This window comes from Bacteroides sp. Phil13 (assembly GCF_001940965.1).
GTDB classification, from domain to species: domain Bacteria; phylum Bacteroidota; class Bacteroidia; order Bacteroidales; family Bacteroidaceae; genus Bacteroides; species Bacteroides intestinalis.
In genome coordinates this window covers 119,200-144,651 of sequence record NZ_MSHA01000010.1, presented here as the reverse complement: position 1 = coordinate 144,651, position 25,452 = coordinate 119,200, and the positions used below count along the sequence as shown (strand labels likewise).

Genomic DNA, 25,452 nt, shown 5'->3' with positions numbered 1-25,452 from the left:
ATATCAGTTTCAGACATAACGAAATGAGCCCTGCAACACAAATACTGCAGGGCTCATCTTATTTTTACTCTCCAAAGAATCAAGGACGTTTCAATCCCATTTTTGCCGCCCGTTCCATCATAAAAGCACGCGCTGCTTCGTATTCATTGGGAATCACCCCATCCAGAATGGCATCTTTAATGGCGCTTTTCAAAGCCCCCACTTCCCGGCAGGGTTCCAGATTGAAAGTTTCCATAATCTCTTCTCCACTGACAGGCGGTTGGAAATTGCGGACTCGGTCACGCTCTTCGAGGTCTTTCAACTTCTGGCGTACTAACTGGAAGTTATTCAGGAATCGCTGCTTACGCTCCATATTTTTGGAAGTGATATCAGCTTCACACAATGTCATCAAATCATCAATATCATCTCCGGCTTCAAAAAGAAGACGGCGGACAGCAGAATCGGTTACCACATCATCCGCTATCACAATAGGGCGCATATGCAGACTCACCAACTTCTGTACATACTTCATCTTCTCATTCATCGGCAGCTTCATCTTCCGGAAAATCTCAGGAACCATCTTTTCACCAATAAAATTATGGTTATGGAAAGTCCAGCCCGCACGAGGCTCCCAACGTTTTGTGGCGGGTTTGGCTATATCATGCAGCAGTGCAGCCCACCGTAACCAAAGATTATCCGTTTTACGACTAATGTTATCAAGTACTTCCAATGTGTGATAGAAATTGTCCTTATGTGCCCGCCCATTACGTGTTTCCACACCTTGAAGGGCAGCCAGTTCCGGAAAAATAAGGGACAACAAACCGGAACGATCCAGGTCTATAAACCCTTTAGAGGGAACCGGAGAAAGTATTATCTTATTAAGTTCGTCGGCAATACGCTCCTTGGAGATAATGGATATACGCCCACAGTTACGGCACAAAGACTCAAATGTAGTATCATCAATATAAAAGTTCAACTGAGTGGCAAAACGGATGCACCGCATCATGCGCAACGGGTCGTCACTAAATGTAATATCCGGGTCAAGAGGAGTACGGATTGTTTTTTCTTTCAGATCGTCTATACCACCGAAAGGGTCTACCAATTCTCCGAACCGGCTCTGATTCAGGCAGACAGCCAATGCATTGATCGTAAAATCCCGCCGATTCTGATCGTCTTCCAATGTACCGTCTTCAACGATGGGCTTACGGGAGTCGCGCTGATAAGACTCCTTGCGTGCACCAACAAATTCCACTTCTATACCACGGTATTTTACTTGTGCGGTACCAAAATTCTTAAACAGTGCTACGTGTGCTCCACGTCCCAGGCGTTTACCCAAAGCTTCGGCCATCTCTATACCACTACCTACCACTACAACATCAATATCCTTAGAAGGGCGTTGCAGGAAAATATCGCGCACATATCCACCGACTACATAACATTCCAATCCTAATTCATCTGCTGTCTCGGATATCCGCTTGAATATATCGTCGCTGAAATGCTGTTTCAGTTCTTCTGCCGTCAATTCTATCATACTATACTTTTTAAAATAATCATTTAGTTTTCATCGGAGAAAGTAGCACTGTTTTTGGTCTATATTCCCGGCTTCTCCTCCCTTGCTCCCTGTCTGTACCCTACCATCTCCGTAGTTACTCCGTGTCTATACACTGGGACTTGGTATGGAGTTGGTACGGGCTTGATACGGAGTTGGTACGGCCCGGGTATCAGATTGTTCTAAACTTCCGATATCTCCGGAAAACTAAAATACTATTTATCTATTTTCAGTGTGCAAAGATACGGATATTATTTCTAATTTTGCCCTCACTAACAGAACAACAGTAATTATGAAGAAAGTGACGCTCCTTGCGTGCCTCTGCTGCACGCTCTTATCTTGTGAAAATGTAGAAAAGAAAGCAGGTGAGAAACTGCAAACAGCCCGCGCAGCCTTCGAACGGGGAGACTTTAGCGAAGCAAAGATGCAGATAGACAGCATTAAAATACTATATCCCAAGGCTTTTGAAACCCGCCGGGAGGGCATTGGATTGATGCAACAAGTGGAACTGAAGGAGCAAGAAAAAACACTTGTTTACCTGGATAGCCTGCTTCAACAAAAACAAGGAGAACTGGATGCCCTGAAGGGTAAATTCACACTCGAAAAAGATACCGAATATCAACAAATAGGTAACTATTTGCACCCTTCACAAGTTATAGAGAAGAATCTGCACCGTTCCTATCTACGTTTCCAAGTGAATGAGAATGGGCAAATGAGCATGACTTCCATTTATTGCGGTCCCAGCAATATTCACCATGTAGGTGTAAAAGTAGTCGCCCCTGATGGTAGTTTTGCTGAGACACCTGCTTCCAAGGATAGTTATGAAACCACCGATTTGGGAGAAAAAATAGAAAAGGCGGACTTCAAAATGGGAGAAGATGGTAATGTAATAGGATTCCTTTACTTGAACAAGAACAAGAATATCAAAGTGAACTATCAAGGCGAACGCTCCTACTCCACTACTATGTCTCCGATAGACCGCCAGGCATTGGCAGGGGTTTATGAACTGGCACAGATACTTTCATCCGTCACTCAGATAAAAAAAGAGATGGAAGAGGCGCACCTGAAGGTAGAATTCGTGAAACGAAAGATGCAGGAAAGAGAAGAAACAGAACAAGGAAAATAAACACGTAGACGATAACAAAGTAACAATAGTGATTAATTTGAATATTGGCTGAAACATATTTATCGCACAAGGTGAAGGCATAAAATAACGAGCGCGGGACAACTACATTATGAAGTCATCCCGCGCTCATTATAGTATAATTTATGCTATGAAAATTCTGTTACCACTGTAATTGCGGCAGGAACTTGCTCAGGCAAGTACGCAATGCACTCAACGTAATGGGTTTCACCAATACTTCCGAAGCACCGGCAGCCATTGCATTTTCACGATCAGCCGTAAAAGCATAGGCAGTCTGCATAATGATAGGAAGTTCCTTTTCTTCTTCGCGAATGATCTTTGTCGCTTCCAGACCATTCATGATAGGCATTTTGATATCCATAAGGATAGCAGCTGTCTTTCCACGGTTCTCTTTGAACAGACCAACCATCTCTTCACCGTTCTTTGCCCACAATATCTCGCATTTCTTGCCAATAATAGCTTTTATCAATTTAAAGTTGCTATCATCGTCTTCCGCTACCAGTATCAGCGGACGGTAATCTTCTGACAAATTCCCTGTTTCCATGACCAATGTATTTTTGTTTAATGAGGCAAAGATATAAAAAATAATATAAATGTACTATCTTTAGAGAAGATAAGCTGCATCTCGGCATAACTTTTTCATGCAAGCATGAAAGTTCTACGCTCAATTTGCACTATCTTTGCGCCTCAATTTAAAAATAGAGTATGATTTCAATAGACGGACTGGCCGTAGAATTTGGCGGCACCACCTTATTCAGTGATATCTCCTTCGTTATTAATGAAAAAGACCGCATCGCCCTGATGGGAAAGAACGGAGCGGGGAAAAGTACCTTACTGAAAATTCTGGCAGGAGTACGCCAACCTACCCGGGGCAAAATTTCAGCACCCAAAGACAGTGTAATCGCTTATCTGCCGCAGCACCTGATGACGGAAGACGGACGAACTGTATTTCAGGAAACAGCACAAGCCTTCTCACATCTGCATGAGATGGAAGCAGAAATAGAACGCCTCAACAAGGAGTTGGAAACTCGCACCGATTACGAAAGTGACAGTTATATGGAACTGATCGAAACAGTCTCTGCCCTGAGTGAGAAATTTTACTCCATCGACTCCACCAACTATGAGGAAGATGTGGAAAAAGCTTTGTTAGGACTCGGCTTCACACGCGAAGACTTTGACCGTCAGACCAGTGACTTCAGCGGTGGATGGCGTATGCGCATCGAACTTGCCAAGTTGCTGCTGCAGAACCCAGATGTGTTGTTGCTGGATGAGCCTACCAATCACCTCGATATTGAAAGTATCCAGTGGCTGGAAGATTTCCTCATCAATAATGGTAAGGCTGTCATCGTCATCAGCCACGACCGTAAATTTGTGGATAACATCACTACCCGTACTATTGAAGTGACAATGGGACGGATTTATGACTATAAAGTAAATTACTCCAAATATCTGGAACTCCGCAAAGAACGTCGCGAACAACAGCAAAAGGCGTATGACGAACAACAGAAGTTCATAGCCGAAACCAAAGACTTCATCGAACGCTTCAAAGGCACTTATTCCAAAACTCTGCAAGTGCAAAGCCGCGTAAAGATGCTGGAGAAACTGGAAATCCTGGAAGTGGATGAGGAAGATACTTCGGCATTGCGGCTGAAGTTCCCGCCATCACCACGCTCAGGTAACTATCCGGTAATCATGGAAAACGTGGGCAAAACCTATGGTGACCATGTAGTATTCAAGAATGCTACGCTGACTGTAGAACGGGGAGACAAATTAGCTTTTGTCGGTAAGAACGGTGAGGGTAAGTCTACGCTGGTGAAGTGTATCATGAAAGAGATTGAGCACGATGGTACACTGACACTCGGGCACAATGTACAGATCGGTTATTTTGCACAGAATCAGGCGTCTATGCTGGATGAGAACCTTACGGTATTCCAGACGATTGACGATGTGGCAAAAGGAGAAATACGTAACAAGATACGCGACTTGCTGGGTGCTTTTATGTTTGGCGGCCCTGAACAATCCATGAAAAAGGTGAAAGTGCTTTCCGGTGGAGAACGCACCCGGCTTGCTATGATTAAGTTGCTGCTGGAACCGGTGAACCTGCTGATTCTGGATGAGCCGACAAACCACCTGGACATGAAAACTAAAGATATCCTGAAGCAAGCTCTGCTGGATTTTGATGGTACACTGATTGTTGTAAGCCACGACCGTGACTTCTTAGACGGGCTGGTTACCAAGGTCTATGAATTCGGTAATAAACAAGTGAAAGAACACCTGAGCGGTATCTACGAATTCCTGGAAAAGAAGAAAATGGAGTCGCTCCGCGAACTGGAAAGGTAAACGTTCCTTAACAAGGCTTCTGCAACTTTTCTTGCGTCATAGTGTTTTATTTCCATAAACCTTTAACTACGAGAATAATGAAACGATATGACGCAATAATAATAGGATTTGGCAAAGGTGGAAAATTACTGGCAGCCGAATTAGCCAACCGCAACTGGAAAGTGGCGGTTATAGAACGTTCCCCTGAAATGTACGGTGGGACTTGTATAAACGTAGGATGCATCCCTACCAAAACCATGATACACGAAGCTGAATTTGCTGAGCGTATCTACCAGAATGATTATGAAAAACAGTCCAAGTTATATTCTCTTGCCCTGAAACGCAAAGATAAGTTGGTCATGTACCTACGGGAAAAGAATGTCGAGAGTCTGACAGGCAACCCTAATATCACATTGTATGACGGAACCGCTTCTTTTGTATGCGAAGATACGGTGAAAGTAACTCTTGCATCCGGAAAGGATGAAAAATCTTTCGAACTGGAAGGAAAAGAAATATTTATCAATACCGGTTCTACACCTATCCTGCCGGATATAGACGGATTAAGAGATAGTAAATATGTATATACCAGTGAAACATTACTCCATGCAGATGTTCTTCCCCAACATTTACTAATCATAGGCAGTGGTGCCATCGGACTGGAATTCGCAACCATGTATGCCGGATTCGGCAGTAAGGTCACTATTCTGGAAGCCGGTAAACGTTTTCTGCCGAAAGCAGACCGGGAGATTGCCGAATACATGCAGGAAAGTTTAAAAAGGAAAAATATAGAGATACGCCTGAATGCCCGCGTGCAGTCATTGCATGATACAGCAGACGGTATCACAGCTGCCTATACGGATGCCTCGGACGATACACCTTATTTTCTGGAAGGAGATGCCCTGCTCATTGCAACAGGCCGTAAACCGATGATAGATGATCTGCATCTGGAAAAAGCCGGAGTACAAGTCAACGCACAGGGAGCAATAATTGTAAATGAACAATTACGCACTACTGTACCACATATCTGGGCTTTGGGAGATGTAAGAGGTGGAGAAATGTATGATTACCTTTCCATCGATGACTCCCGCATTATCCTGAATCATTTATTCGGTAATAAGGAACGATCTATCGACGACCGCAATCCTGTGCCTTACGCCATCTTCACAGATCCTCCGATGGCACATATCGGTCTGACAGAGGAAGATGCTGTGAAACGAGGTTATCCTATCAAGATATCACGTTTGCCAGCCTCAGCTATTCCGCGTGCGCGTACTTTGCAGAATATGGATGGCATGTTGAAAGCTATCGTAAATACGGATACAGAGAAAATTCTGGGCTGTTCCCTCTTTTGTGTGAATGCACCGGAACTTATTAATCTGGTAGCGTTTGCCATAAAGACCGGACAGAAATCTTCAGCTTTACGTAGCTTTATATTCACCCATCCCAGTATGAGTGAAGGTTTAAATGGATTATTCAAGGCTTTTTAATAACTAACATTTGGTAATTAAGCCGTTAACCTCTATCTTTGTCCGCAATTAAAAAATTAAGATGCAGAAGAAACGGTATATAACATTTTTCCTAATGTTCATCAGCATGGTCATGCTGGTAGTGCCGGTTATTCCTCATCACCACCACAACAACGGGTTGATATGCATGAAGAATGATATAGCTCCCGATTGTTGCGGACAACAACACAACTCGGATAACGAACATTGCTGTTGCGATACGGGATGTGTAACGACTCACTTCTTCCAGCAAACTCCCAGCTCGGACAATGGATGGGCACATCCGGACTTTCCGCTGGTTATTACATTATTTTCCGAACCACTCCTCCGATTATTAGTCCTACCCGAAGAAAGCGGGCAAAGACAGGACTGCATATATCAGGAGTCACTTCATGGCACGTATCTTACACGTGCCACAGGACTTCGCGCACCTCCGTGTATTCTTACTTTATCGTAAAGTCTGCAACTTTATTGCAGGCTTTTATCTCTAATTTTGCACACAGATAAAAGTAAGAACATAAAAATATCATCATGAAAAAAATTCTTTTTATGGGAGTCATGGGTCTATTCCTATTGGGTTCCTGCAATAGTAAATCCGGAGACGGACACGAAGGTCACAATCATGAAACAGAAAAGCATGAGCACGAAGGTTGCGATCATGATCATGAGGGCGAAGACCACAATCACGAAGGTGACGAACACAACCACGATGGACATGACCACGGTGAAGTAGTAGCAGCCGGACATAGTGACGAAATCATTCTGCCCCCCGCCAAGGCGCAGGCTGCCGGAGTAAAATCCAATGTTGTAGAACCAGGAATTTTCCATCAAGTTATAAAAACCAGCGGCCAGGTAATGGCAGCACAAGGAGACGAAAGCGTTGCTGTAGCAACAGTGGCAGGTGTAGTAACTTTCCGTGGAAAAGTTATCGAGGGCATGAGTGTCAGCAAAGGTACACCGTTGGTTATATTGTCTTCTAAAAATATGGCGGATGGTGACCCTGTAGAACGGGCACGCATCGCTTATGAAGTATCCAAGAAAGAATACGAGCGTATGAAATCCCTTGTAGGAAATAAGATTGTTTCTGAAAAGGATTTCGCTCAGGCTGAACAAGCGTATGAGAATGCACGTATCAGCTACGAAGCCGTAGCCAAAAACAGTTCGGCAAGCGGACAAGCCGTGGTTTCCCCCATCAGTGGATATGTAAAAAGCCTGTTAGTGAAAGAAGGCGATTACGTAGCGGTGGGACAACCGTTAGTCAGCATTACGCAAAACCGCAAATTATTCTTGCGTGCTGACGTTTCAGAGAAATATTACCAATATCTTCGTACTATTGGTTCTGCTAACTTCTGTACTCCTTATAATAATAAGGTATACGCATTGAAAGACTTAGACGGACGTCTTCTCTCCTATGGCAAAGCCTCGGGTGGAGACGGTGGATATTATGTACCTGTAACCTTTGAGTTTGACAACAAAGGTGATATCATCCCCGGTTCCTTTGTAGAAATCTTCTTATTGTCTTCCCCTATAGAAAATGTAATATCCCTACCCCATTCAGCATTGACTGAAGAACAAGGCAGTTTCTTTGTCTACCTGCAACTGGATGAAGAAGGATATAAGAAACAACTCGTGACTCTTGGAGCCGATAACGGTGAAAGCGTACAGATTCTCTCAGGTGTAAAAGCAGGAGACCGCGTGGTAACCGAAGGAGCTTATCAGGTGAAACTGGCAAGCGCTACAAATGCAATACCGGCACACAGTCACGAACACTAAAAAACAGTGGTAAGTGATGAAGTTATAGAGTGATAAAGCAACTTCACCCTATCACATTATCACATTAACACTCTAACACTTTAATCAACATGTTAAACAAGATTATACATTTCTCACTTCATAACCGCATCCTGGTGCTTGTGGCCTCGGTGTTGTTACTGATAGGCGGAACTTACACCGCCATGCACACGGAAGTGGACGTATTTCCAGATCTCAATGCACCTACGGTTGTCATCATGACTGAAGCAAACGGTATGGCGGCAGAAGAAGTGGAACAACTCGTCACATTTCCTGTTGAAACAGCAGTGAACGGTGCAACAGGTGTGCGCCGCGTGCGTTCTTCATCTACCAATGGATTCTCAGTAGTATGGGTAGAATTCGATTGGGATACGGATATTTATCTGGCCCGGCAAATTGTTAGCGAGAAGCTGGCTGTTGTAAGCGAAAGCCTGCCTACCGGTGTAGGAAAACCGACACTGGGTCCACAATCATCCATTCTGGGCGAGATGCTGATTATCGGTCTGACTGCCGACTCTACCTCTATGCTTGACCTGCGTACAATAGCTGACTGGACCATCCGTCCGCGCTTACTCTCTACAGGCGGTGTGGCACAGGTAGCGGTACTGGGTGGTGATATAAAGGAATATCAGATACAATTAGATCCGGAACGGATGCGGCATTACGGTGTTACGCTGAATGAAATCATGACCGTAACCCGTGAAATGAATCTGAATGCAAACGGTGGCGTGCTATATGAATATGGTAACGAATACATTGTGCGTGGAGTACTTTCTACCGATCGGGTAGATCAACTGGCACGTGCCGTGGTACGTGGTGGAACCACTTCAGGCAGTGCTCCTATTCTGTTGGAAGACATTGCAGACGTACACATCGGAGCAAAATTACCCAAACTGGGTACAGCATCGGAACGGGGTAAAGCTGCCGTATTGTTGACTGTAACCAAGCAGCCGGCCACCAGCACGCTGGAATTAACGGATAAACTGGAAGCATCCCTGAAAGATTTACAGAAAAATCTGCCACCGGATGTAAAGGTCAGCACAGACATTTTCCGACAAAGTCGCTTTATCGAAAGCTCCATCGGAAACGTACAGAAGTCCTTGTTCGAAGGAGGTATCTTCGTGGTGATTGTACTATTCCTGTTCCTTGCAAATGTACGTACAACAGTGATCTCATTGGTTACACTACCACTTTCATTGATTACTTCACTGGTGACGCTGCATTATATGGGATTCACAATCAACACAATGAGTCTCGGTGGTCTTGCCATCGCTATCGGTTCGTTAGTGGATGATGCCATTGTGGACGTGGAAAACGTATATAAACGACTCCACGAAAACAAGTTGAAACCTGTGGAAGAACGACTTTCCATATTGGAAGTGGTATTCAACGCATCGAAAGAAGTACGTATGCCTATCCTGAACTCTACGCTGATTATCGTAGTTAGTTTCGTGCCCTTATTCTTCCTCACAGGTATGGAAGGCCGCATGCTGGTTCCTCTGGGTATTGCGTTCATTGTAGCATTGGCTGCTTCTACGGTAGTGGCACTGACGGTTACACCGGTACTTTGCTCTTATCTTTTGGGAAAAGACAAGAAGAAGGAAGAGAAAGAAAGCAGTGACTCGTATGTAGCACGTAAAATGAAACAATGGTATGGCGCTGCACTGGCTTTCGTACTGGGACATAAGAAGATCGTATTGGGCAGTACTATTGGTTTGTTCGTAGTAGCCTTGGCATGTTTCTTCACATTGGGCCGTTCGTTCCTGCCACCTTTCAACGAAGGTTCGTTTACGATCAACATATCTTCTTTGCCGGGTATCTCGCTGGAAGAAAGTGACAAGATGGGACATCGTGCAGAGGAATTGCTACTCAGTATTCCTGAAATACAAACCGTTGCCCGCAAGACCGGACGTGCCGAACTGGACGAACATGCACTTGGAGTGAATGTTTCCGAAATAGAAGCTCCGTTCGAACTGAAAGACCGTTCACGTAGTGAAATGGTTGCTGAAGTACGTGAGAAGTTAGGTACTATCGTAGGAGCAAACATAGAAATCGGCCAACCTATCAGTCATCGTATCGATGCTATGCTTAGCGGTACAAAAGCAAACATTGCTATTAAACTGTTCGGTGATGACCTGAACCGTATGTTTACTTTGGGTAATGAAATCAAAAGTGCCATCCAGGATATTCCTGGCATTGCCGACTTGAATGTGGAGCAACAGATAGAACGTCCTCAGCTTATCATTTCGCCCAAGCGAGAAATGTTGGCTAAGTTTGGAATCTCATTACCGGAATTCTCTGAGTTCGTGAATGTCTGTCTTGCAGGAGAAACCGTATCACAAGTTTACGAAAAAGGCAAAAGTTTTGACCTCACTGTACGTGTACGTGATGACCTTCGCGACGAAATGGAGAAGATACGCAACTTGATGATAGATACCAGCGACGGAAAGAAAATACCGTTGAACTACATCGCCGAAGTGCGTTCTGCAATGGGGCCGAATACTATCAGCCGCGAGAACGTAAAACGTAAAATTGTGATCTCTGCCAATGTTGCCGACCGTGATTTGCGCAGTGTGGTGAATGACATTCAGGCTCGCGTGGACAAGGATATCAAATTACCGGAAGGATATCACCTTGAATACGGCGGTCAGTTTGAGAGCGAACAGGCAGCAAGCCGCACCTTATTACTCACATCGCTGATGAGTATTGCAGTGATCTTCTTACTACTTTATCATGAATTCCGTAGTGTGAAGGAAAGTGCGATTATTCTTATCAACCTGCCGCTTGCATTGATTGGCGGTGTGTTTGCTTTGTTGATGACAACGGGAGAAGTGAGTATTCCGGCTATTATCGGTTTTATTTCACTGTTCGGTATTGCTACCCGAAACGGTATGTTGTTGATCAGTCACTACAACCACTTGCAACGGGAAGAAGGACTGAATGTATATGACAGTGTTATCCGCGGTTCAATGGACCGTTTGAATCCGATTCTAATGACTGCGTTGTCTTCTGCTCTTGCACTTATTCCGTTGGCACTGGGCGGTGATTTGCCGGGTAATGAAATTCAAAGTCCGATGGCAAAAGTTATACTTGGCGGTCTTTTAACTTCCACGTTCCTGAACGGTTTCATCATTCCGATTGTTTATCTGATGATGCACCGGAAACCGGCGAATTAACATCCATATAACTATTAACAATATCAAATAATGAAACGAATTCTTATATTTAGTTTTATCACTTTTTTCCTATATGCGGGGATGCGTGCCCAATCGGTTGACATAGACGAAGTGCTGCACCGCATTGAAGCGAACAATAAGGAGTTGCAGGCCAATGCGCAACTTATCACTTCACAGAAATTGGAGAATAAGTCGGAAAACAATTTGCCTGATCCCACTCTCTCGTATGCCCATTTGTGGGGGTCGGAAGATAAGAGCGAGACGATAGGTGAACTTGTTGTTTCCCAAAGCTTTGATTTCCCTACTTTATATGCTACACGCGGAAAAGTAAATCGACTCAAAACCGGTGCACTTGATGCACAGGCTACTGCTTTCCGTCAACAATTGTTGTTGCAAGCCAAGGAGCTTTGTTTCGATATCATCATGTTACAGCATCAGCAAGTGATTCTGGATGAACGCATGAAACAGGCTGAGGAACTCTCCGCATACTACAAGAAACGTCTGGAAACAGGTGATGCCAATGTATTGGAAACAAACAAGATCAATTTGGAATTACTAAATGTACGTACAGAGTTCCGTGCCAATCAGACTGCGCTTGATAATGCCTGGAAATCTCTCCTTGCACTCAACGGAGACCAGTCTTTGCAAGACAATGAACTGAGCAGTTTCCGCTCCATCAATGATTATCCGTTACCGCTTCTTCCTAACAACTATGAACAGTTACGTTCGGAAGTGTTGGCAGCCGATCAGACTTTGCTGTCATTGAGCAGTGAAAGTGCTGCTGCCCGCAAACAGATTTCTGCAAGCAAGCAAGGCTGGTTGCCAAAATTGGAACTGGGATATCGCCGTAATACTGAGTCCGGTACTCCGTTCAATGGAGTTGTAGTGGGCTTTTCTTTCCCACTGTTTGAAAACCGCAATAAGGTGAAGATAGCCAAAGCGCAGTCTCTGAATCTCGACTATCAGAAAGAGAATGCAGCTTTCCAGGCCGAAGCCACCTTAGCAAAACTATACAGCGAAGCGCAATCATTGCAAACCTCCATACAGGAATATAGGGAAGCATTCAGTTCACAACAAGATCTTGCATTGCTGAAACAAGCCCTTACCGGTGGACAGATCAGCGTGATAGAGTATTTTGTAGAAGTCTCTGTGATTTATCAAAGTAAACAGAATCTGCTTCAATTGGAAAATCAGTATCAGAAGGTAATGGCACAGATATATAAGAGTAAACTATAAAAATATATTCTTAGTATTATAAAAAGTAAAGCGAAGAACCAACTCCGGCAATTGAAGGAGTCGATTCTTCGCTTTCTTTATAAATAACATAGTCAATTACAGTTTTGTAATTTTTCCCATAAAGAGGATGGCTCCCGTACTCTTTTCCTTTATTATAAAAGCAAAAGGACGATTCACAAAGAAAGGTATAGGAGAAGATGGATCGACAGAAGTCGCAAAGTTTCCTCCCACGGTAACTGCAGCGGCTTCAGTACCTTCCTCATCTACATTTACGTAAGTAAATTGCTGTAGAACACCAATATATAAATCCTCTGCCGACATTTTGGAGAAATCCGCCTTATTGCTATCAAAGGCATCATTCATTCCCAAAGCAATCATATCGCCTATGAGTATCTTGTTATATTCCACATTGAAACGGGGAAGTTTAACCTGCAATTGTCTGCTCGACAAAACCTGATTCCACTCTTTCCAGTTTTCATAAGTCAGTTCGGACAAACTCTCATCCAAAGTTTTATCTTCAGCAGGCAATAGGAGCACCATACTAAAAGCTTCGTTACCATACGGCAATTCTGCGATAGAGAATGCCGAGTTCTGGGCATAATTGAACCTTTTTGTCTGATTCATCATGTCCACCTTCCGCTGAGTATCATCAGAATTGGTAAAATTCTCCTGGCGAGTATCCGATTTTTGGAATTGACTTTTCCAAATACCTTTGAAGTAGAGTGCGTTAATCAAATACATACGCACATCCTCCGGTATTCTCTGTATAACCTCTTTTATACAATTATTCGTCTGCTCAGCACACCACCGGTTAATTACATCTTTCGCTGTGGGAGATGTAAAATCAAGTTCCTGAACCCGGGCATCATACATCTTCTTATTCACATCCACAAAAGAATCGTAAACTTTAAAACCTTGTTTTACCCAAATAGAATTGGCGATTCCTAATTGAGTGGTATTATCTAAATCCAATAAAGCTGAAGTTAATTTTTGATTATAATTATTCAGATCATCAAGAGAGAAAGAAGCGGCAGGAAATCCCAATACGTCCTGCATTTCAGTAAGCGTATTGCCCGAAGCTCCGTTAGTAATCATTGATAAGCAAAGTGATGCACTCAATGGAGACACAAAGACATTCGGCTTTTCCTTTTCGGTACTGCACACCTGATCAAAGAAACGGAAAGCAAAGTCTGTACCTTTGTCCATTAAATCTTGTTCCGTACGGGTGAGTTTGATGTCTTGACGTGGTTTAGGTTCCGGAGAAGGGTTCTCATCATTCTGACAAGCTGCAAGGATACTGAGTAGGCTTAGCGCAGCAATAGTTTTCTTTAGCATAAGCATTATAGTATTAGTTTTCTATTAAGTTACTCTGTTAGAATAAATGCATAAATTTATAAAATACTGCACTACATTACAAATTAAACATAAATCTTTCCTATCTTTGTTCCCGGTTTTGTTGGAGGATGCCTTTCGGTATACTCCATGAAAAGGGAATTGGGTGTGACTCCCAAACAGTCCCGCTGCTGTGAACTCCTATTGCAGGATTTGCCAATCACCTGTGCCACTGCCAATATTCGTATGGTGGGAAGGCGGCAAATCCGGAGTAAGTCAGAAGACCTGCAAAACCTATCATCCCTCATGTCTTCGAGGAAAGGACATGAGATGTATATAGTTTTTATAGCATTCTGTTTATGATAAGAGATAATCTATGTCGGTATGCCCGGCTACGGTTTTATTTGTCTTGCTTTGCATGTTGGCTTTGTGTCAGCCTGCAAGCACAACAGGTGGGAGACTCCATTACAGGAAAAGTACATGCCATTCCGGAAGTGGGGATAAAAGGTCGGCGTGTGCCACCGGCTCTCTCAGCAACCGCCCCGCTCCAACAAATGAAGAAAACTGATATGGAACGTTTGGGAGTATCGGATGTGGCCGATGCAGTTCGCCATTTCTCGGGAGTCAGCGTTAAGGATTATGGTGGAATTGGTGGATTAAAGACTGTTTCTGTACGCAGTTTGGGAGCGCAACATACAGCAGTCAGCTATGACGGAGTGACTGTCAGCGATTGTCAGTCAGGCCAGGTAGATATCTCCCGTTTCTCGTTAGACAATGTTTCCGAACTGGCACTCAGCATTGGTCAGAGTGATAATATTTACCAGACAGCGAAGATGTTTGCCTCTGCCGGTGCTTTAAGTATCGAAACCGCACGTCCGGATTTCAGTGACAGACCTTTCCGATTGCTTGCAAATATGAAAACCGGTTCTTACGGGCTTGCTAATCCTTCTTTATTTTATGCTCAGAAATTAAGTAACCGTTTCAGTCTTTCTGCCTATGCTGATTATTTACGGGCAGACGGAAATTATCCTTTCAAAATGTGGAATGGGAATAAACTGATTGACTCCAAACGAAACAATAGTGATATAGAGACTTATCGGGCAGAATTAAATTTGTTTGTAACTCTGAATGAGAAACAGGATTTGAAAGCCAAAGTTTATCTCTTTGATTCGGAAAGAGGGTTACCCGGCGGAGTGATTTATGACAATCCGTATGCTGCCGAAAGACTATATGACCGTAATTACTTCGGTCAATTGAAGTATGAGAACCGATTCTCAGAGAAATGGAAACTACAAGCAAGTGGAAAATTTAACTTCAGCTGGAACCGGGACTATAATAATGAATCTTCCGGTATTACAGACTATCGTTTCCGCCAGACTGAGACTTACTTATCCGCTACCCTATGGAACGAACCGGTGAAAGGGTTATCTTTCTCATTAGCACAGGATTTCGCCTATAACTATTTGTCAACGACTTTACAGAACAATCAATATCCGGAACGTTTCACCTATTTAACAGCAATAGCCACACACTATAAAAGCAACCGATTTTCTGCTACCGCTTCCCTGCTGAATACTTATATTACAGAGAATGTACGGACAGGAAAAGCTGCTGCAGACCGTAAACGCCTTTCCCCCGCTGTCAGTCTGTCGTGGAAACCATTTGATTTTGGTCTACGTTTCAGAGCTTCATACAAAGATATCTTCCGTACACCGACATTCAATGATTTGTATTATCTGGTAATTGGCAACCATAATTTAAAGCCTGAAGTTACCCGGCAATTCAATGTAGGTACAACGTGGAGTTCTACTTCATTGGAATTTATCGACTATCTAAGCCTTTCAGTAGATGCTTATTATAATCGGGTGAAAGATAAAATTGTGGCAGTACCCACTATGTTTATCTGGAAGATGATGAATTTAGGTAAAGTCGAAACCATTGGTACGGATATTAACCTGGCAATTGAAAAAGAATTAGCAGAACATTATAAGTTATATCTCACAGGAACTTACAACTTCATGCAAGCGGAAGATATTACTGACCGTAATTCTAAAATATGGCGGAATCAGATTATATATACTCCGAAGCATTCAGGTTCAGGAAGTCTGACTTTTGAGAACCCGTATGTCAACCTGACTTATAACATAATGTACGCTTCGGAACGCTATTCAATTGCCCAGAACATTCCGGAAAATCGTATTAAATCTTACACTGACCACAGTATATCACTCTCGCATACCTTTAAATGGAAGAAGCAGTCACTACGCATACAGCTGGATGCCTTGAACCTAAGTGATAAGAACTACGAAATAGTCCGCTTCTACCCGATGCCCGGACGCAATTACAAAGTAACAATCAACTATAAATTATAAACTAAAAACAAAAACTATGAAGAAGTATTGGTATAAAACCGCCATGCTGGTTATAGCATTAGGAGCATTTACCGCATGTAGTGATGATGACGAACCGACAATTCCGAAAGGACCGATAGCACCTGTTAATGGAGCATATGTTATTAATACAGGAAACTGGGGAGAGAATAATGGTACTATACAATGGTATGACAGAGATCTGAAGACAATTAGTGCAGATTTGTTTGCAGCTGCCAACGGAGCAGGTATCGGTGATGCACAGGACTTGTGTATATATGGTACAAAAATATATATCACTTGTTCCAGTTCAGCCAAGATTGAAGTGGTGGACAGAAAAGATTTCGCTCGTATAAAAACGTTGAACTTAAAAGACGAAAGTGAGAAGTCTATCCAACCACGATATATGACAGCTACCGGAGGAAATGTTTATTTCACCTCATACGATGGCACGGTATCACGCTTGGACACCACGAACCTCTCCATCACCGGAAAGATAGAAATAGGAGATCATCCGGAAGCATTGACTTCTGCAAATGGAAAACTCTATGTAAATCTGTCAAATTATAACAATGATGGTACCGGCAAATACGTGGCAGTTGTCGATATTGCTACTTTCAAGAAAACGAAAAACATAGAAGTACTTCTCAATCCTTATGATGTTTGTACAACCGGAGAAGACGGAAAAGTATATTTCATTTCATGTGGAGATTTCAGAGGAAATCCAGTTCAGACATTACAATGCATCGACCCGCAAACAGATCAGGTTACGGAAATATGCCCAGCCAGCAAAATAGCAATAAAAAACAACAAGATCTATCTCATTTATGCAGAATATTACGAAGATGCCGCTCCTAAAAGCATTTCTGTATATGACATGAATACCAAGCAAACTACGCGGTTTGCCAACTACAGCGATTTCTCCAATCCTGGTAATATTGTAGTCGACCCGGCTACAGGAGATGTAATTATCATCGATCAACCCTTCTCTGCTCTCAACGACATATATGTTTATGGTAGTGACGGCGTACTTAAAAAGAAGTTGGAAACCGGATACTATACCACTAATATGCGTTTTGTAACTGAATAACAGCATGAAACAAATTTCTTTCTTTCTAACCTTTTGGGTGACAGTGTTACTTCTTTCCGCCTGTAGCGGAAAGAACAGCACTGCTTCCGGCTCTGCACAAGGAGACACCATCCCGCTGCACTACTCCGCTAATCTCTCTCTGATAGATTACGAAGATTACATCGTTGCACAGCTACGCAATCCCTGGGATACAGCAAAGATACTACACACCTATGTATTAGTAGACAAAAAACAGCCGTTGCCCCATGAACTGCCTCAAGGCACCCTTGTTCGCACTCCACTTAGTAAAGCCGTCATTTACTCATCCGTTCATTGCAGCTTACTGAAAGACTTTGGTGATTTGAATAGCATTGGTGGCGTATGCGACTTGAAGTATATCAAACTACCGGAAATAGAGGAAGGATGTCGAAACGGAACCATCGCCGATGTAGGTGATGGAATGAATCCCAATATTGAGAAAATCATAGACCTGCATCCCGATGCCATCCTCCTTTCTCCTTTCGAAAACAGTGGTGGATACGGACGTGTAGAGAAACTGAATGTACCCATCATTGAATGTGCCGACTATATGGAAACCTCTTCATTGGGACGTGCCGAATGGATGCGTTTCTACGGTTTATTATTTGGTAAGAAAACAGAAGCAGATGCTATGTTTGCTTCGATAGAAAGAAATTATAAGGATTTGCAAGAATTAGTAAAGCCTATCTCTTTTGCTCCCTCCGTGATGTGTGATTTGAAAACAAGCTCTACCTGGTACACTCCGGGTGGTAACAGTACCATCGCCAAACTATACTCTGATGCAGGTGCCAACTATATTTTCAGAGAAGATACACATAGCGGCTCACTCCCCTATCCTTTCGAAGTTATCTTTGAGAAAGGTCAACAAACGGATTTCTGGCTGATACGCTACAATCAACCCGTAGATAAAACATACGGGGAACTTGAAAAAGAGTTTGCCCCTTATGCAGGTTTCCGTGCCTTCAAAGAACGGAACATCTACGGATGCAATACCAACCGGGTTCCTTTTTATGAAGAAACACCTTTCCATCCAGACTGGTTATTGAAAGATTTAATTAAGATATTTCATCCTTCACTGTTGGAAGGGTATGAACTGAGATATTACAATAAATTAGCAGAGTAAAATCTGCGGTCTATTTCAGAATGAAAGCAAAAGGATATATATATGGTATAGCACTGTCAGTCCTCATTCTCGTATTGATGGCTGCCAATCTCTGGTTCGGTTCAATCAATATCCCCGCCGGAGCAGTGTGGAATACCCTCACAGGAAATGAAGTAGAAAAAGCCAGCTGGACTTTTATTATCTGGGAGTCCCGTCTGCCACAAGCCGTCACGGCATTACTATGTGGTGCCGCACTCGCAGCTTCGGGACTGATGCTGCAAACGGCATTCAACAATCCACTGGCAGGTCCGTCCATCCTGGGCATTAACTCAGGGGCAAGTCTTGGCGTGGCGTTGGTGATGCTGGCAGGCGGAGGAAGCATTGCTACAGGGGTATTCACCTTATCCGGTTTCTTCTCCGTGATACTCGGTGCCTTCATCGGATCGATGGTGGTAATGGGACTTATCCTTTTCTTTTCTACACTGATTAAAAGCAATATCATGCTGCTGATTACAGGTATCATGATTGGTTATATCACTTCTTCCGCTATATCACTGCTCAATTTCTTTGCAACAGCCGAAGGGGTACATTCTTATATGATATGGGGTATGGGAAACTTTGGAGGGGTCTCATTGCAACAGCTCCCCTATTTCTCTATTTTCTGTCTGGCAGGTTTGTTACTTTCCATCTTGCTTATCAAACCTCTGAATGCCCTGCTACTGGGTACACGCTATGCTGAAAACTTAGGAGTAAACATCCGTCGCACAAGAAATCTGCTACTGATTGCTACCGGACTACTGACAGCTGTCACCACTGCTTTCTGCGGACCTGTGGCTTTCATCGGTCTGGCCGTTCCTCATATCTCCCGCCTGATGCTGGGCACATCCAATCATAATTCACTGCTTCCCGTTACTTTGCTGACGGGCGGTGTGATTGCTTTGCTCTGCAATCTGATCTGCATTCTTCCGGGCGAAGCAGGTATTATTCCTCTCAATGCGGTAACTCCAGTACTGGGTGCGCCTGTTATCATTTATGTCATTGTCAACCAGCGTAAAATACAATACTTCAACTGATGGAGAAAGCTGTTATCACCGCAAGCGATTTATGCATCGGCTACCGCCAGGGAAAGCAAGAAAAACGGATACATGAGCATCTCTTCTTCCGGCTCTACCCCGGAGAACTGACTTGTCTGCTGGGAGCTAACGGAACCGGCAAATCGACTCTGCTCCGCACTTTGGCTGCTTCACAACCAGCGTTGTCGGGCGAATTACTTGTACAAGAAAAGCCGTTGTCCGCTTATTCCGAGAAAGAACGTTCACGTACCATCGGTGTAGTACTAACAGACAAGACACAGGCAGGCGGACTGACTGTATATGAGTTGGTAGCCTTGGGACGGCAACCTCATACGGGGTTCTTCGGCAGATTGAACAAAACGGATCATTCTATCATTGAAGAAGCTCTGGAAGCTGTAAGCATCAGCCATAAAGCCCACAGTTATACCGCAGAGCTATCGGATGGAGAACGGCAGAAGGTTATGATTGCCAAGGCATTGGTACAAGAGTGTCCGCTCATTCTGCTGGATGAACCGACAGCTTTCCTGGATGTAGTGAGTCGTATTGAAATTATGACGTTGCTTCATCGCTTGGCAGTAGAACAAAAGAAAGCAATTCTGCTTTCCACTCATGACATAGAACAGGCATTGGTACTGGCAGATAAACTTTGGTTACTTTCCAAAGAAAACGGACTGCAATGCGGAGTAACAGAAGATATGATTCTGAGTCACCGGATGGACGGCTTGTTCTCCCGTAACGATATCCGGTTTGATTATGCGCACGGGGTATATTATCCCAAAGTAGACAGCCACCACCGTATCAGTGTAGAAGCCAATGATGAAGTATTACTGCATTGGACAACAAACGCACTCAATCGTCATGGATACGCTTGTCACCCTGTCTCTTCACCGGAAACCAACGAATCGCCGCGTTTGCAGGTTTTAGCTGCCGACCACTTCATATTACACACAGAGGGACAACACGAATATCATTCTTTTGAACAGTTGCTTGCAAACATCTGATTAAGATTTCAGTAGCATCAGTATCTCATCCGGCAAGTATCCGCTCCGGATGCGCCACTCCTGCGGGTAAAGGTTATTAGCCCGGTTACCGATATTCTTCACAAAGCCCAGAGGAATATTCTTATACGTCAACAGCACATAACCGCGTGGAGCAGAACCGGAAAGTACAATGGCTTCCTTACGCAAATAAGCAATAGCCTGTTCATAAGAGATCTCTTCACGAGGAAAAGCATCGGAAACCGGTACAGTGCTCATAGCAAGAGCATGATTGGGAATCAAGTCTTTTCCTTTCACTTCGGCAAGAGTAACACCTGCCTGAACAACGCGAAGGGATTGTTGGAAAATGGATAATTCGGATATATATTCTTTAGGGAAAGCTGTAATATTCATTCCATTTGCAGAAACTTCATAGTCCTCTGCCGAAAGAAGCCAGGCACGTGCAGCCAATAATTGTTCCTTAGATGCTCCGGCGTTAACTTTAGAGCTACCCGTTTTTTTCTTTCCTTGTGAAGAAGTGGATTTGTAGCGGATTTGTGCTGCCTCTCCTTCCGGTTTACGAAGCACGGCAAGGAAAAAGCCTTCACCCTTTGTACGGTGAGGCAGGAAACGATATATAGGAAAATCTTCACCTACAAGCAAGTTTCCGGTAATGTTCCACGTTGCCGGAGCATCTACAGGAAGTATCTCTGCACCGAATTCATCGTGCGTCCAACGGATATTTTCTTCATCTTCCTTTGTGTTATACGTACAAGTGCTATAGATAAGCAACCCACCGGGTTTCAGACTGGGCCATATATCGGAGATGATGCGCCGTTGACGTTGCCAGCAGATTTCCACATTCTCCGGACTCCACTCGCTGACGGAAACAGGATCTTTACGGAACATGCCTTCACCGGAACAGGGAACATCGGTCAGGATAACATCGAAGAAATCTTCCAGACCAGCGAAATCTGCCGGATCATTATTGGTCACCACGACACCAGGATGCCCCCACTTCGTCAGATTCTCCGCCAGAATTTGCGAACGGTTACGAATCACTTCGTTTGCTACCAGCAGGCTACCCTCGGGCAATACACTGCGAGCATGAGTAGATTTTCCACCGGGAGCAGCGCAAAGGTCAAGCATTACAGAGGGTGTTTCGCCGATATATTGCTTTAGTGCCTGCTCCACAAACATGGAAGATGCTTCCTGTACATAATAACATCCGGCATGAAACAACGGATCGAAGGTAAACGTCAATCGACGGTCGAGATAGTAACCTGTTGCCGACCAAGGCACACGATCGGAAGAGGCATGAAAAAGACTGAATGAAGAACTGGATAGTTTTTCGTCATTCAGTCGGATGCTTACGGGCTGTTCGTCATTCAAGGCATCAGCCAGTTTGTTATATTCTTCATCTCCCAGGAGGGAACGGGTACGGTCTGCAAAAGATACGGGTAAGTCCATGTGCCAAATTATTTTATGTCCGCAAAGGTAATGCAAATCGAATGCATAACTTTCATGCTTGCATAAAAAAGTTATGTTAAGATGTAGCTTATCTTCTTCAAAGGAACATAAAAAGGCGATACAAGACAAAACCGCCGGGTACTAAAAACTAAGTTTGACGCCCGCAAAGTAGGAACGAGGTGCTCCCGGACCATAAATGTAACCGGAATCACGAGTGGCTCCTTTATCAAAATCTTTCTGATAAGAGTTGAATATATTTTGTACTCCTACGTTGAATTGCAGGCACATGCCGGAGAAATCTATATCATAAGCGACTTTAGCACCCAGTTCAAAGAAATCCGGGCTCTTCACCAACAAGTCTGCCGTACCATCTACTTCGGACATCAGGTGAGGCACATACATTTGCCCGGTATAATTACCGTTCAAGGCCACCGACAATGCCTTTGTGGGATTGAAAGTAGCAGTAAAATAGCCATAAACATCGGGGGTACGCAATAACCGGTCGCTAGATCGTTCTTTGTCAGACAGGTGCTCTTTGTCTGCACTCCACTCCTCGGGAGAGTCGTACAGACTGCGTTGCACAGTCAGTCCCGCCTGCAACTGGATTTTATCACGCCAAGCAATCTTTCCTTCCAATGTACCGCCATATACTTTTGCACCAGAACCGTTGACACGGGTTTGTATCAGATATCCGCTACCGTTCGGATCTTCTATCGGTGCTGTCAGCACAAATGGATCAGAGAGTTTTGTGAAGAAGCCTTCTACCAACAGGTTTGCCTGAAAGTCACCGAAATAGTGATACCAGTCCATCGAAGCATTCACACTGCGCGAACGTTCCTCTTTCAGATCCTTGGCACGAACGATGGAAATCAACTCGCCTCCCACATTGCTAATATGCAGATCTTCGTCGAAAGCCTGCGGAGCACGAAAACCTTCGGCATAACTGAAACGGATATTTATATCTTGTGTAGGATTGTAGCGGACATTGGCACGAGGGCTGAAGATGGCTTTATCCATAATACTGTTCTTATCCAAACGTCCGCCTATCAGGAAACTCCATTGCTCACTTTTCCATTCATTCTGCACGTAGACACTTGCTATGTTCACTATTTGCTTCAAAGGATCGGGCGTATACTTATCAATCAACTGTTGCAGACGGTCGCCTGTTGCAGTAGGATCTTCCGCCAGGGCAGCATCGCGGTATTTTTGCATGTCTGTTGCCTTGTCATCCAGATTATCATGGTTAAATTCCACACCACCCGTCAAGTCGGAAGGCATGAAAAAGAGCTTATCAAAATGATAGATATACTGAGCACCCAATACACCGGTAAAGTCTGTGGTATGCCCATAGGCACTGTAATAACTATCGCGCACGATATGCTGGGCAGAGGCGTATGCATTGAATGAGTGTTTCTGGTCCTTGGAAAAGGCACTGAACTTCAATCCGCCCGTATTGATGGAATGTTCAATCTGTTCCACCAGTCCGGGCTTACCGGCACCATTCAGATTGGCATCTTCGGCAATGTGAGGCGGCAAATCAAAGCGATTACCGCCACGACGAAACTCTTCCATGTGATGATATTCCAGATTCAGCTTGGAATAGGGATTCAGTCTATAATAAGCGTTTATGCCTACTGTCTGGTTCTTCAATTTGGGCAATTCGGAGAAGCCGTCCCCATTGGAATCCCATGCCGAACGGTGGCGGTTCTGCCCATAAATGTAGGCTCCCATTTTGTTATCCGAAGATACAAGGGAAAGATTGAGCGTGGTATTATTGTCAAACGAACTGGAGCCATCGAAATTGGAGATGGAGTGGGCAAACGAACCGGAGTTGCGGAGAGGTTCTTTCGTAATGATATTCACCGTTCCGGCAATGGCGGAAGAGCCGAATAGGGCCGAGCCACCTCCACGCACCACTTCCACACGTTCTATCATGTTGGCGGGAATTTGTTCCAAGCCGTAGACACCTGCCAGTGCAGAGAAGATAGGGCGGGAATCGATCAATATCTGTGTATATTTTCCGTCCATACCATTGATACGCACCTGAGAGTAACCGCAATTCTGGCAATCATTTTCTACACGTACACCCGGCTGGAATACGAGCCCCTGCGATAAGGTGTGCGAATTGGTCATATCAAATAGTTTCGGGGTAACGACTTTTACCAAGGTAGGTGCTAGTCGGCGGGCGGTTTCATTACGATTGGCTGTAACAACTACGCCATCCAGGGCTACCATGTCTTCTTCCAGTTCGAAGTTTTCTTCCAGTGTCTTGCCTCGTTTCAGGGTTACTTTTCGTTCTTGTGGCTTATAACCTACGGCACTGACGGAGAGCGTAAACTCACCTTCCGGAAGGTTCTTCAAAAAGTAGTGTCCGGTACCATCAGTCATGGTTCCGATAGTGGTCCCTTTCAGGGCTACTGTCATATAGGGAAGGTGTTCTCCTGTTTTTTTCTCCAGTACGTGGCCGATGATATTGGCATCGGATTTATTTAAATCAATGGCATAAGCGGTGTGGGAGAGCAATGTACACATTACTCCCACCACGAAAAAGATATATTTTTTCATGTAGTTCTATTTTTTATGGATTTTAATAAAAAAAGGAAGGGGGACTCCTATTGTCAATGAACTACAGGTGGTGCACGCAAGCTGATGCCGCAACGAACCCGCACGCACTTGACATGTTCCACAGCCGGAACACTCAGCACACGCAACAAAATAAGGAAAGCCGATGCGGCGAAAAGAATAGCAGGCAGAGAAGAAGCTACAAAAGAAGAAAGGAAGAATATCGTTTCAACCTGTGCTTCCGTATGGCTATGTTCACCTTTGAAGGGATGGGAATGCACAATAATTACCCCATTTACCACATGCGAGTGAGTAAACAGCGTAATTCCTCCTAAATATGCAATAAATAATAAAGGAAGGAACCATTTCAGTATATTCCGTAACTTCTCCAAAAGCGTTTTTAATATAGGTTTGCGAAAGTAACACTAATTACAATAAGAAGCAACCGGATTTAGGTGTTTTAACCGGATATGGAGCAAAATACCTACATCTTATGAGTACAAGATTTCGATATTACATTAAGTAAAGCTGACTCATATTGGAGAAGAAAGGAGGAAAAAGAGTGATAAGGCGGTAGGGTGATAAAGTGGCTGCGCTATATATCACAGAGTGTTATCCCGCTACCACCTTATCACATTATCACATTTTGTTCATAACCGGAAAGAAATGAACTAAATGCAACAGCTAATTCCTTTCTTAGGCATTCCTATGCTTTTTCCCTTCCGACGGTTAGCCCTTTCCATCCGAACGTTTATTCTTT

The 25,452-nt window shown here is 43.9% G+C and carries 18 protein-coding genes and 1 riboswitch; of the genes, 12 read left to right on the top strand and 6 right to left on the bottom strand.

Annotation, left to right across the window (positions count from 1 at the left end):
* Positions 1-79: 79 nt before the first annotated feature.
* Positions 80-1,510, bottom strand: coding sequence for a CCA tRNA nucleotidyltransferase (locus BWI44_RS01715; protein WP_117692367.1), 1,431 nt, complete (start codon positions 1,508-1,510; stop codon positions 80-82).
* 310 nt (positions 1,511-1,820) lie between these two features.
* Between BWI44_RS01715 and BWI44_RS01710 the strand changes: the two genes are divergently transcribed.
* Positions 1,821-2,654 (top strand): hypothetical protein, encoded by an 834-nt coding sequence (locus BWI44_RS01710; RefSeq protein WP_195208320.1) that lies wholly within the window; start codon positions 1,821-1,823, stop codon positions 2,652-2,654.
* A 160-nt stretch (positions 2,655-2,814) separates the two neighbouring features.
* Here the strand turns inward: BWI44_RS01710 and BWI44_RS01705 are convergent, their stop codons facing one another.
* Positions 2,815-3,216, bottom strand: a complete 402-nt coding sequence (locus tag BWI44_RS01705) for a response regulator (RefSeq protein ID WP_007667900.1) — start codon at positions 3,214-3,216, stop codon at positions 2,815-2,817.
* Positions 3,217-3,377: 161 nt separating this feature from the next.
* On the opposite strand from BWI44_RS01705, the gene BWI44_RS01700 reads away from it, so the two are divergent.
* From BWI44_RS01700 to BWI44_RS01675, 6 genes are all read left to right on the top strand, one after another.
* On the top strand, positions 3,378-5,012 hold the full coding sequence (locus tag BWI44_RS01700; RefSeq protein ID WP_118216586.1) for an ABC-F family ATP-binding cassette domain-containing protein: 1,635 nt from the start codon (positions 3,378-3,380) through the stop codon (positions 5,010-5,012).
* Between the two features lie 77 nt (positions 5,013-5,089).
* A complete protein-coding gene (locus BWI44_RS01695) occupies positions 5,090-6,478 on the top strand; it encodes an FAD-dependent oxidoreductase (protein WP_118216585.1) in 1,389 nt (462 codons plus the stop codon).
* Positions 6,479-6,539: 61 nt separating this feature from the next.
* Positions 6,540-6,953 (top strand): DUF6769 family protein, encoded by a 414-nt coding sequence (locus BWI44_RS01690; RefSeq protein ID WP_082074159.1) that lies wholly within the window; start codon positions 6,540-6,542, stop codon positions 6,951-6,953.
* A 74-nt stretch (positions 6,954-7,027) separates the two neighbouring features.
* Positions 7,028-8,269, top strand: a complete 1,242-nt coding sequence (locus BWI44_RS01685; protein WP_044533389.1) for an efflux RND transporter periplasmic adaptor subunit — start codon at positions 7,028-7,030, stop codon at positions 8,267-8,269.
* An 89-nt stretch (positions 8,270-8,358) separates the two neighbouring features.
* Positions 8,359-11,463, top strand: coding sequence for an efflux RND transporter permease subunit (locus tag BWI44_RS01680; RefSeq protein WP_195208321.1), 3,105 nt, complete (start codon positions 8,359-8,361; stop codon positions 11,461-11,463).
* 30 nt (positions 11,464-11,493) lie between these two features.
* A complete protein-coding gene (locus tag BWI44_RS01675) occupies positions 11,494-12,699 on the top strand; it encodes a TolC family protein (protein WP_195208322.1) in 1,206 nt (401 codons plus the stop codon).
* 96 nt (positions 12,700-12,795) lie between these two features.
* On the opposite strand, the gene BWI44_RS01670 is transcribed toward BWI44_RS01675, so the two are convergent.
* The gene (locus BWI44_RS01670) at positions 12,796-14,034 is read right to left on the bottom strand and encodes a serpin family protein (protein ID WP_138292941.1); all 1,239 of its coding nucleotides are present in this window, start codon (positions 14,032-14,034) and stop codon (positions 12,796-12,798) included.
* Between the two features lie 101 nt (positions 14,035-14,135).
* Positions 14,136-14,338, top strand: a riboswitch (cobalamin riboswitch).
* Positions 14,339-14,390: 52 nt separating this feature from the next.
* Here BWI44_RS01670 and BWI44_RS01665 point away from each other — a divergent pair.
* Genes BWI44_RS01665 through BWI44_RS01645 form a run of 5 tightly spaced genes read left to right on the top strand, consistent with a single transcriptional unit; the run spans position 14,391 to position 20,684 of the window.
* The gene (locus tag BWI44_RS01665) at positions 14,391-16,403 is read left to right on the top strand and encodes a TonB-dependent receptor plug domain-containing protein (RefSeq protein ID WP_195208323.1); all 2,013 of its coding nucleotides are present in this window, start codon (positions 14,391-14,393) and stop codon (positions 16,401-16,403) included.
* Between the two features lie 16 nt (positions 16,404-16,419).
* Positions 16,420-17,490 (top strand): DUF5074 domain-containing protein, encoded by a 1,071-nt coding sequence (locus BWI44_RS01660; protein WP_007667913.1) that lies wholly within the window; start codon positions 16,420-16,422, stop codon positions 17,488-17,490.
* A 4-nt stretch (positions 17,491-17,494) separates the two neighbouring features.
* Entirely contained in the window at positions 17,495-18,631 is a 1,137-nt protein-coding gene (locus tag BWI44_RS01655) for an ABC transporter substrate-binding protein (protein WP_115503581.1), read from the top strand.
* A gap of 20 nt (positions 18,632-18,651) precedes the next feature.
* Positions 18,652-19,683, top strand: a complete 1,032-nt coding sequence (locus BWI44_RS01650) for an iron chelate uptake ABC transporter family permease subunit (RefSeq protein ID WP_007667916.1) — start codon at positions 18,652-18,654, stop codon at positions 19,681-19,683.
* Positions 19,683-20,684: an ABC transporter ATP-binding protein gene (locus BWI44_RS01645; protein WP_115503579.1), complete on the top strand. Its 1,002-nt coding sequence runs from the start codon at positions 19,683-19,685 to the stop codon at positions 20,682-20,684. The genes BWI44_RS01650 and BWI44_RS01645 overlap by 1 nt, the downstream gene beginning before the upstream one ends.
* On the opposite strand, the gene BWI44_RS01640 is transcribed toward BWI44_RS01645, so the two are convergent.
* The 3 genes from BWI44_RS01640 to BWI44_RS01630 all read right to left on the bottom strand — a co-directional run bounded on the left by BWI44_RS01640 (position 20,685) and on the right by BWI44_RS01630 (position 25,084).
* On the bottom strand, positions 20,685-22,130 hold the full coding sequence (locus BWI44_RS01640; RefSeq protein ID WP_195208324.1) for a methyltransferase RsmF C-terminal domain-like protein: 1,446 nt from the start codon (positions 22,128-22,130) through the stop codon (positions 20,685-20,687).
* 141 nt (positions 22,131-22,271) lie between these two features.
* Complete coding sequence (locus BWI44_RS01635) at positions 22,272-24,695, bottom strand: TonB-dependent receptor (protein ID WP_195208325.1); 2,424 nt, start codon at positions 24,693-24,695, stop codon at positions 22,272-22,274.
* Between the two features lie 53 nt (positions 24,696-24,748).
* Positions 24,749-25,084 carry a DUF8478 family putative metalloprotein gene (locus BWI44_RS01630; protein WP_044532458.1) on the bottom strand — a complete coding sequence of 112 codons (336 nt, stop codon included), beginning with the start codon at positions 25,082-25,084 and terminating at the stop codon, positions 24,749-24,751.
* Positions 25,085-25,452: the final 368 nt, after the last annotated feature.

Coding starts and splice junctions, on each gene's coding strand:
- BWI44_RS01670 (WP_138292941.1), bottom strand. CDS start 14,034: ATGCTAAAGAAAACTATTGCTGCGCTAAGCCTACTCAGTATCCTTGCA.
- BWI44_RS01665 (WP_195208323.1), top strand. CDS start 14,391: ATGATAAGAGATAATCTATGTCGGTATGCCCGGCTACGGTTTTATTTG.
- BWI44_RS01635 (WP_195208325.1), bottom strand. CDS start 24,695: ATGAAAAAATATATCTTTTTCGTGGTGGGAGTAATGTGTACATTGCTC.
- BWI44_RS01675 (WP_195208322.1), top strand. CDS start 11,494: ATGAAACGAATTCTTATATTTAGTTTTATCACTTTTTTCCTATATGCG.
- BWI44_RS01685 (WP_044533389.1), top strand. CDS start 7,028: ATGAAAAAAATTCTTTTTATGGGAGTCATGGGTCTATTCCTATTGGGT.
- BWI44_RS01640 (WP_195208324.1), bottom strand. CDS start 22,130: ATGGACTTACCCGTATCTTTTGCAGACCGTACCCGTTCCCTCCTGGGA.
- BWI44_RS01645 (WP_115503579.1), top strand. CDS start 19,683: ATGGAGAAAGCTGTTATCACCGCAAGCGATTTATGCATCGGCTACCGC.
- BWI44_RS01650 (WP_007667916.1), top strand. CDS start 18,652: ATGAAAGCAAAAGGATATATATATGGTATAGCACTGTCAGTCCTCATT.
- BWI44_RS01655 (WP_115503581.1), top strand. CDS start 17,495: ATGAAACAAATTTCTTTCTTTCTAACCTTTTGGGTGACAGTGTTACTT.
- BWI44_RS01680 (WP_195208321.1), top strand. CDS start 8,359: ATGTTAAACAAGATTATACATTTCTCACTTCATAACCGCATCCTGGTG.
- BWI44_RS01660 (WP_007667913.1), top strand. CDS start 16,420: ATGAAGAAGTATTGGTATAAAACCGCCATGCTGGTTATAGCATTAGGA.
- BWI44_RS01705 (WP_007667900.1), bottom strand. CDS start 3,216: ATGGAAACAGGGAATTTGTCAGAAGATTACCGTCCGCTGATACTGGTA.
- BWI44_RS01715 (WP_117692367.1), bottom strand. CDS start 1,510: ATGATAGAATTGACGGCAGAAGAACTGAAACAGCATTTCAGCGACGAT.
- BWI44_RS01710 (WP_195208320.1), top strand. CDS start 1,821: ATGAAGAAAGTGACGCTCCTTGCGTGCCTCTGCTGCACGCTCTTATCT.
- BWI44_RS01690 (WP_082074159.1), top strand. CDS start 6,540: ATGCAGAAGAAACGGTATATAACATTTTTCCTAATGTTCATCAGCATG.
- BWI44_RS01695 (WP_118216585.1), top strand. CDS start 5,090: ATGAAACGATATGACGCAATAATAATAGGATTTGGCAAAGGTGGAAAA.
- BWI44_RS01700 (WP_118216586.1), top strand. CDS start 3,378: ATGATTTCAATAGACGGACTGGCCGTAGAATTTGGCGGCACCACCTTA.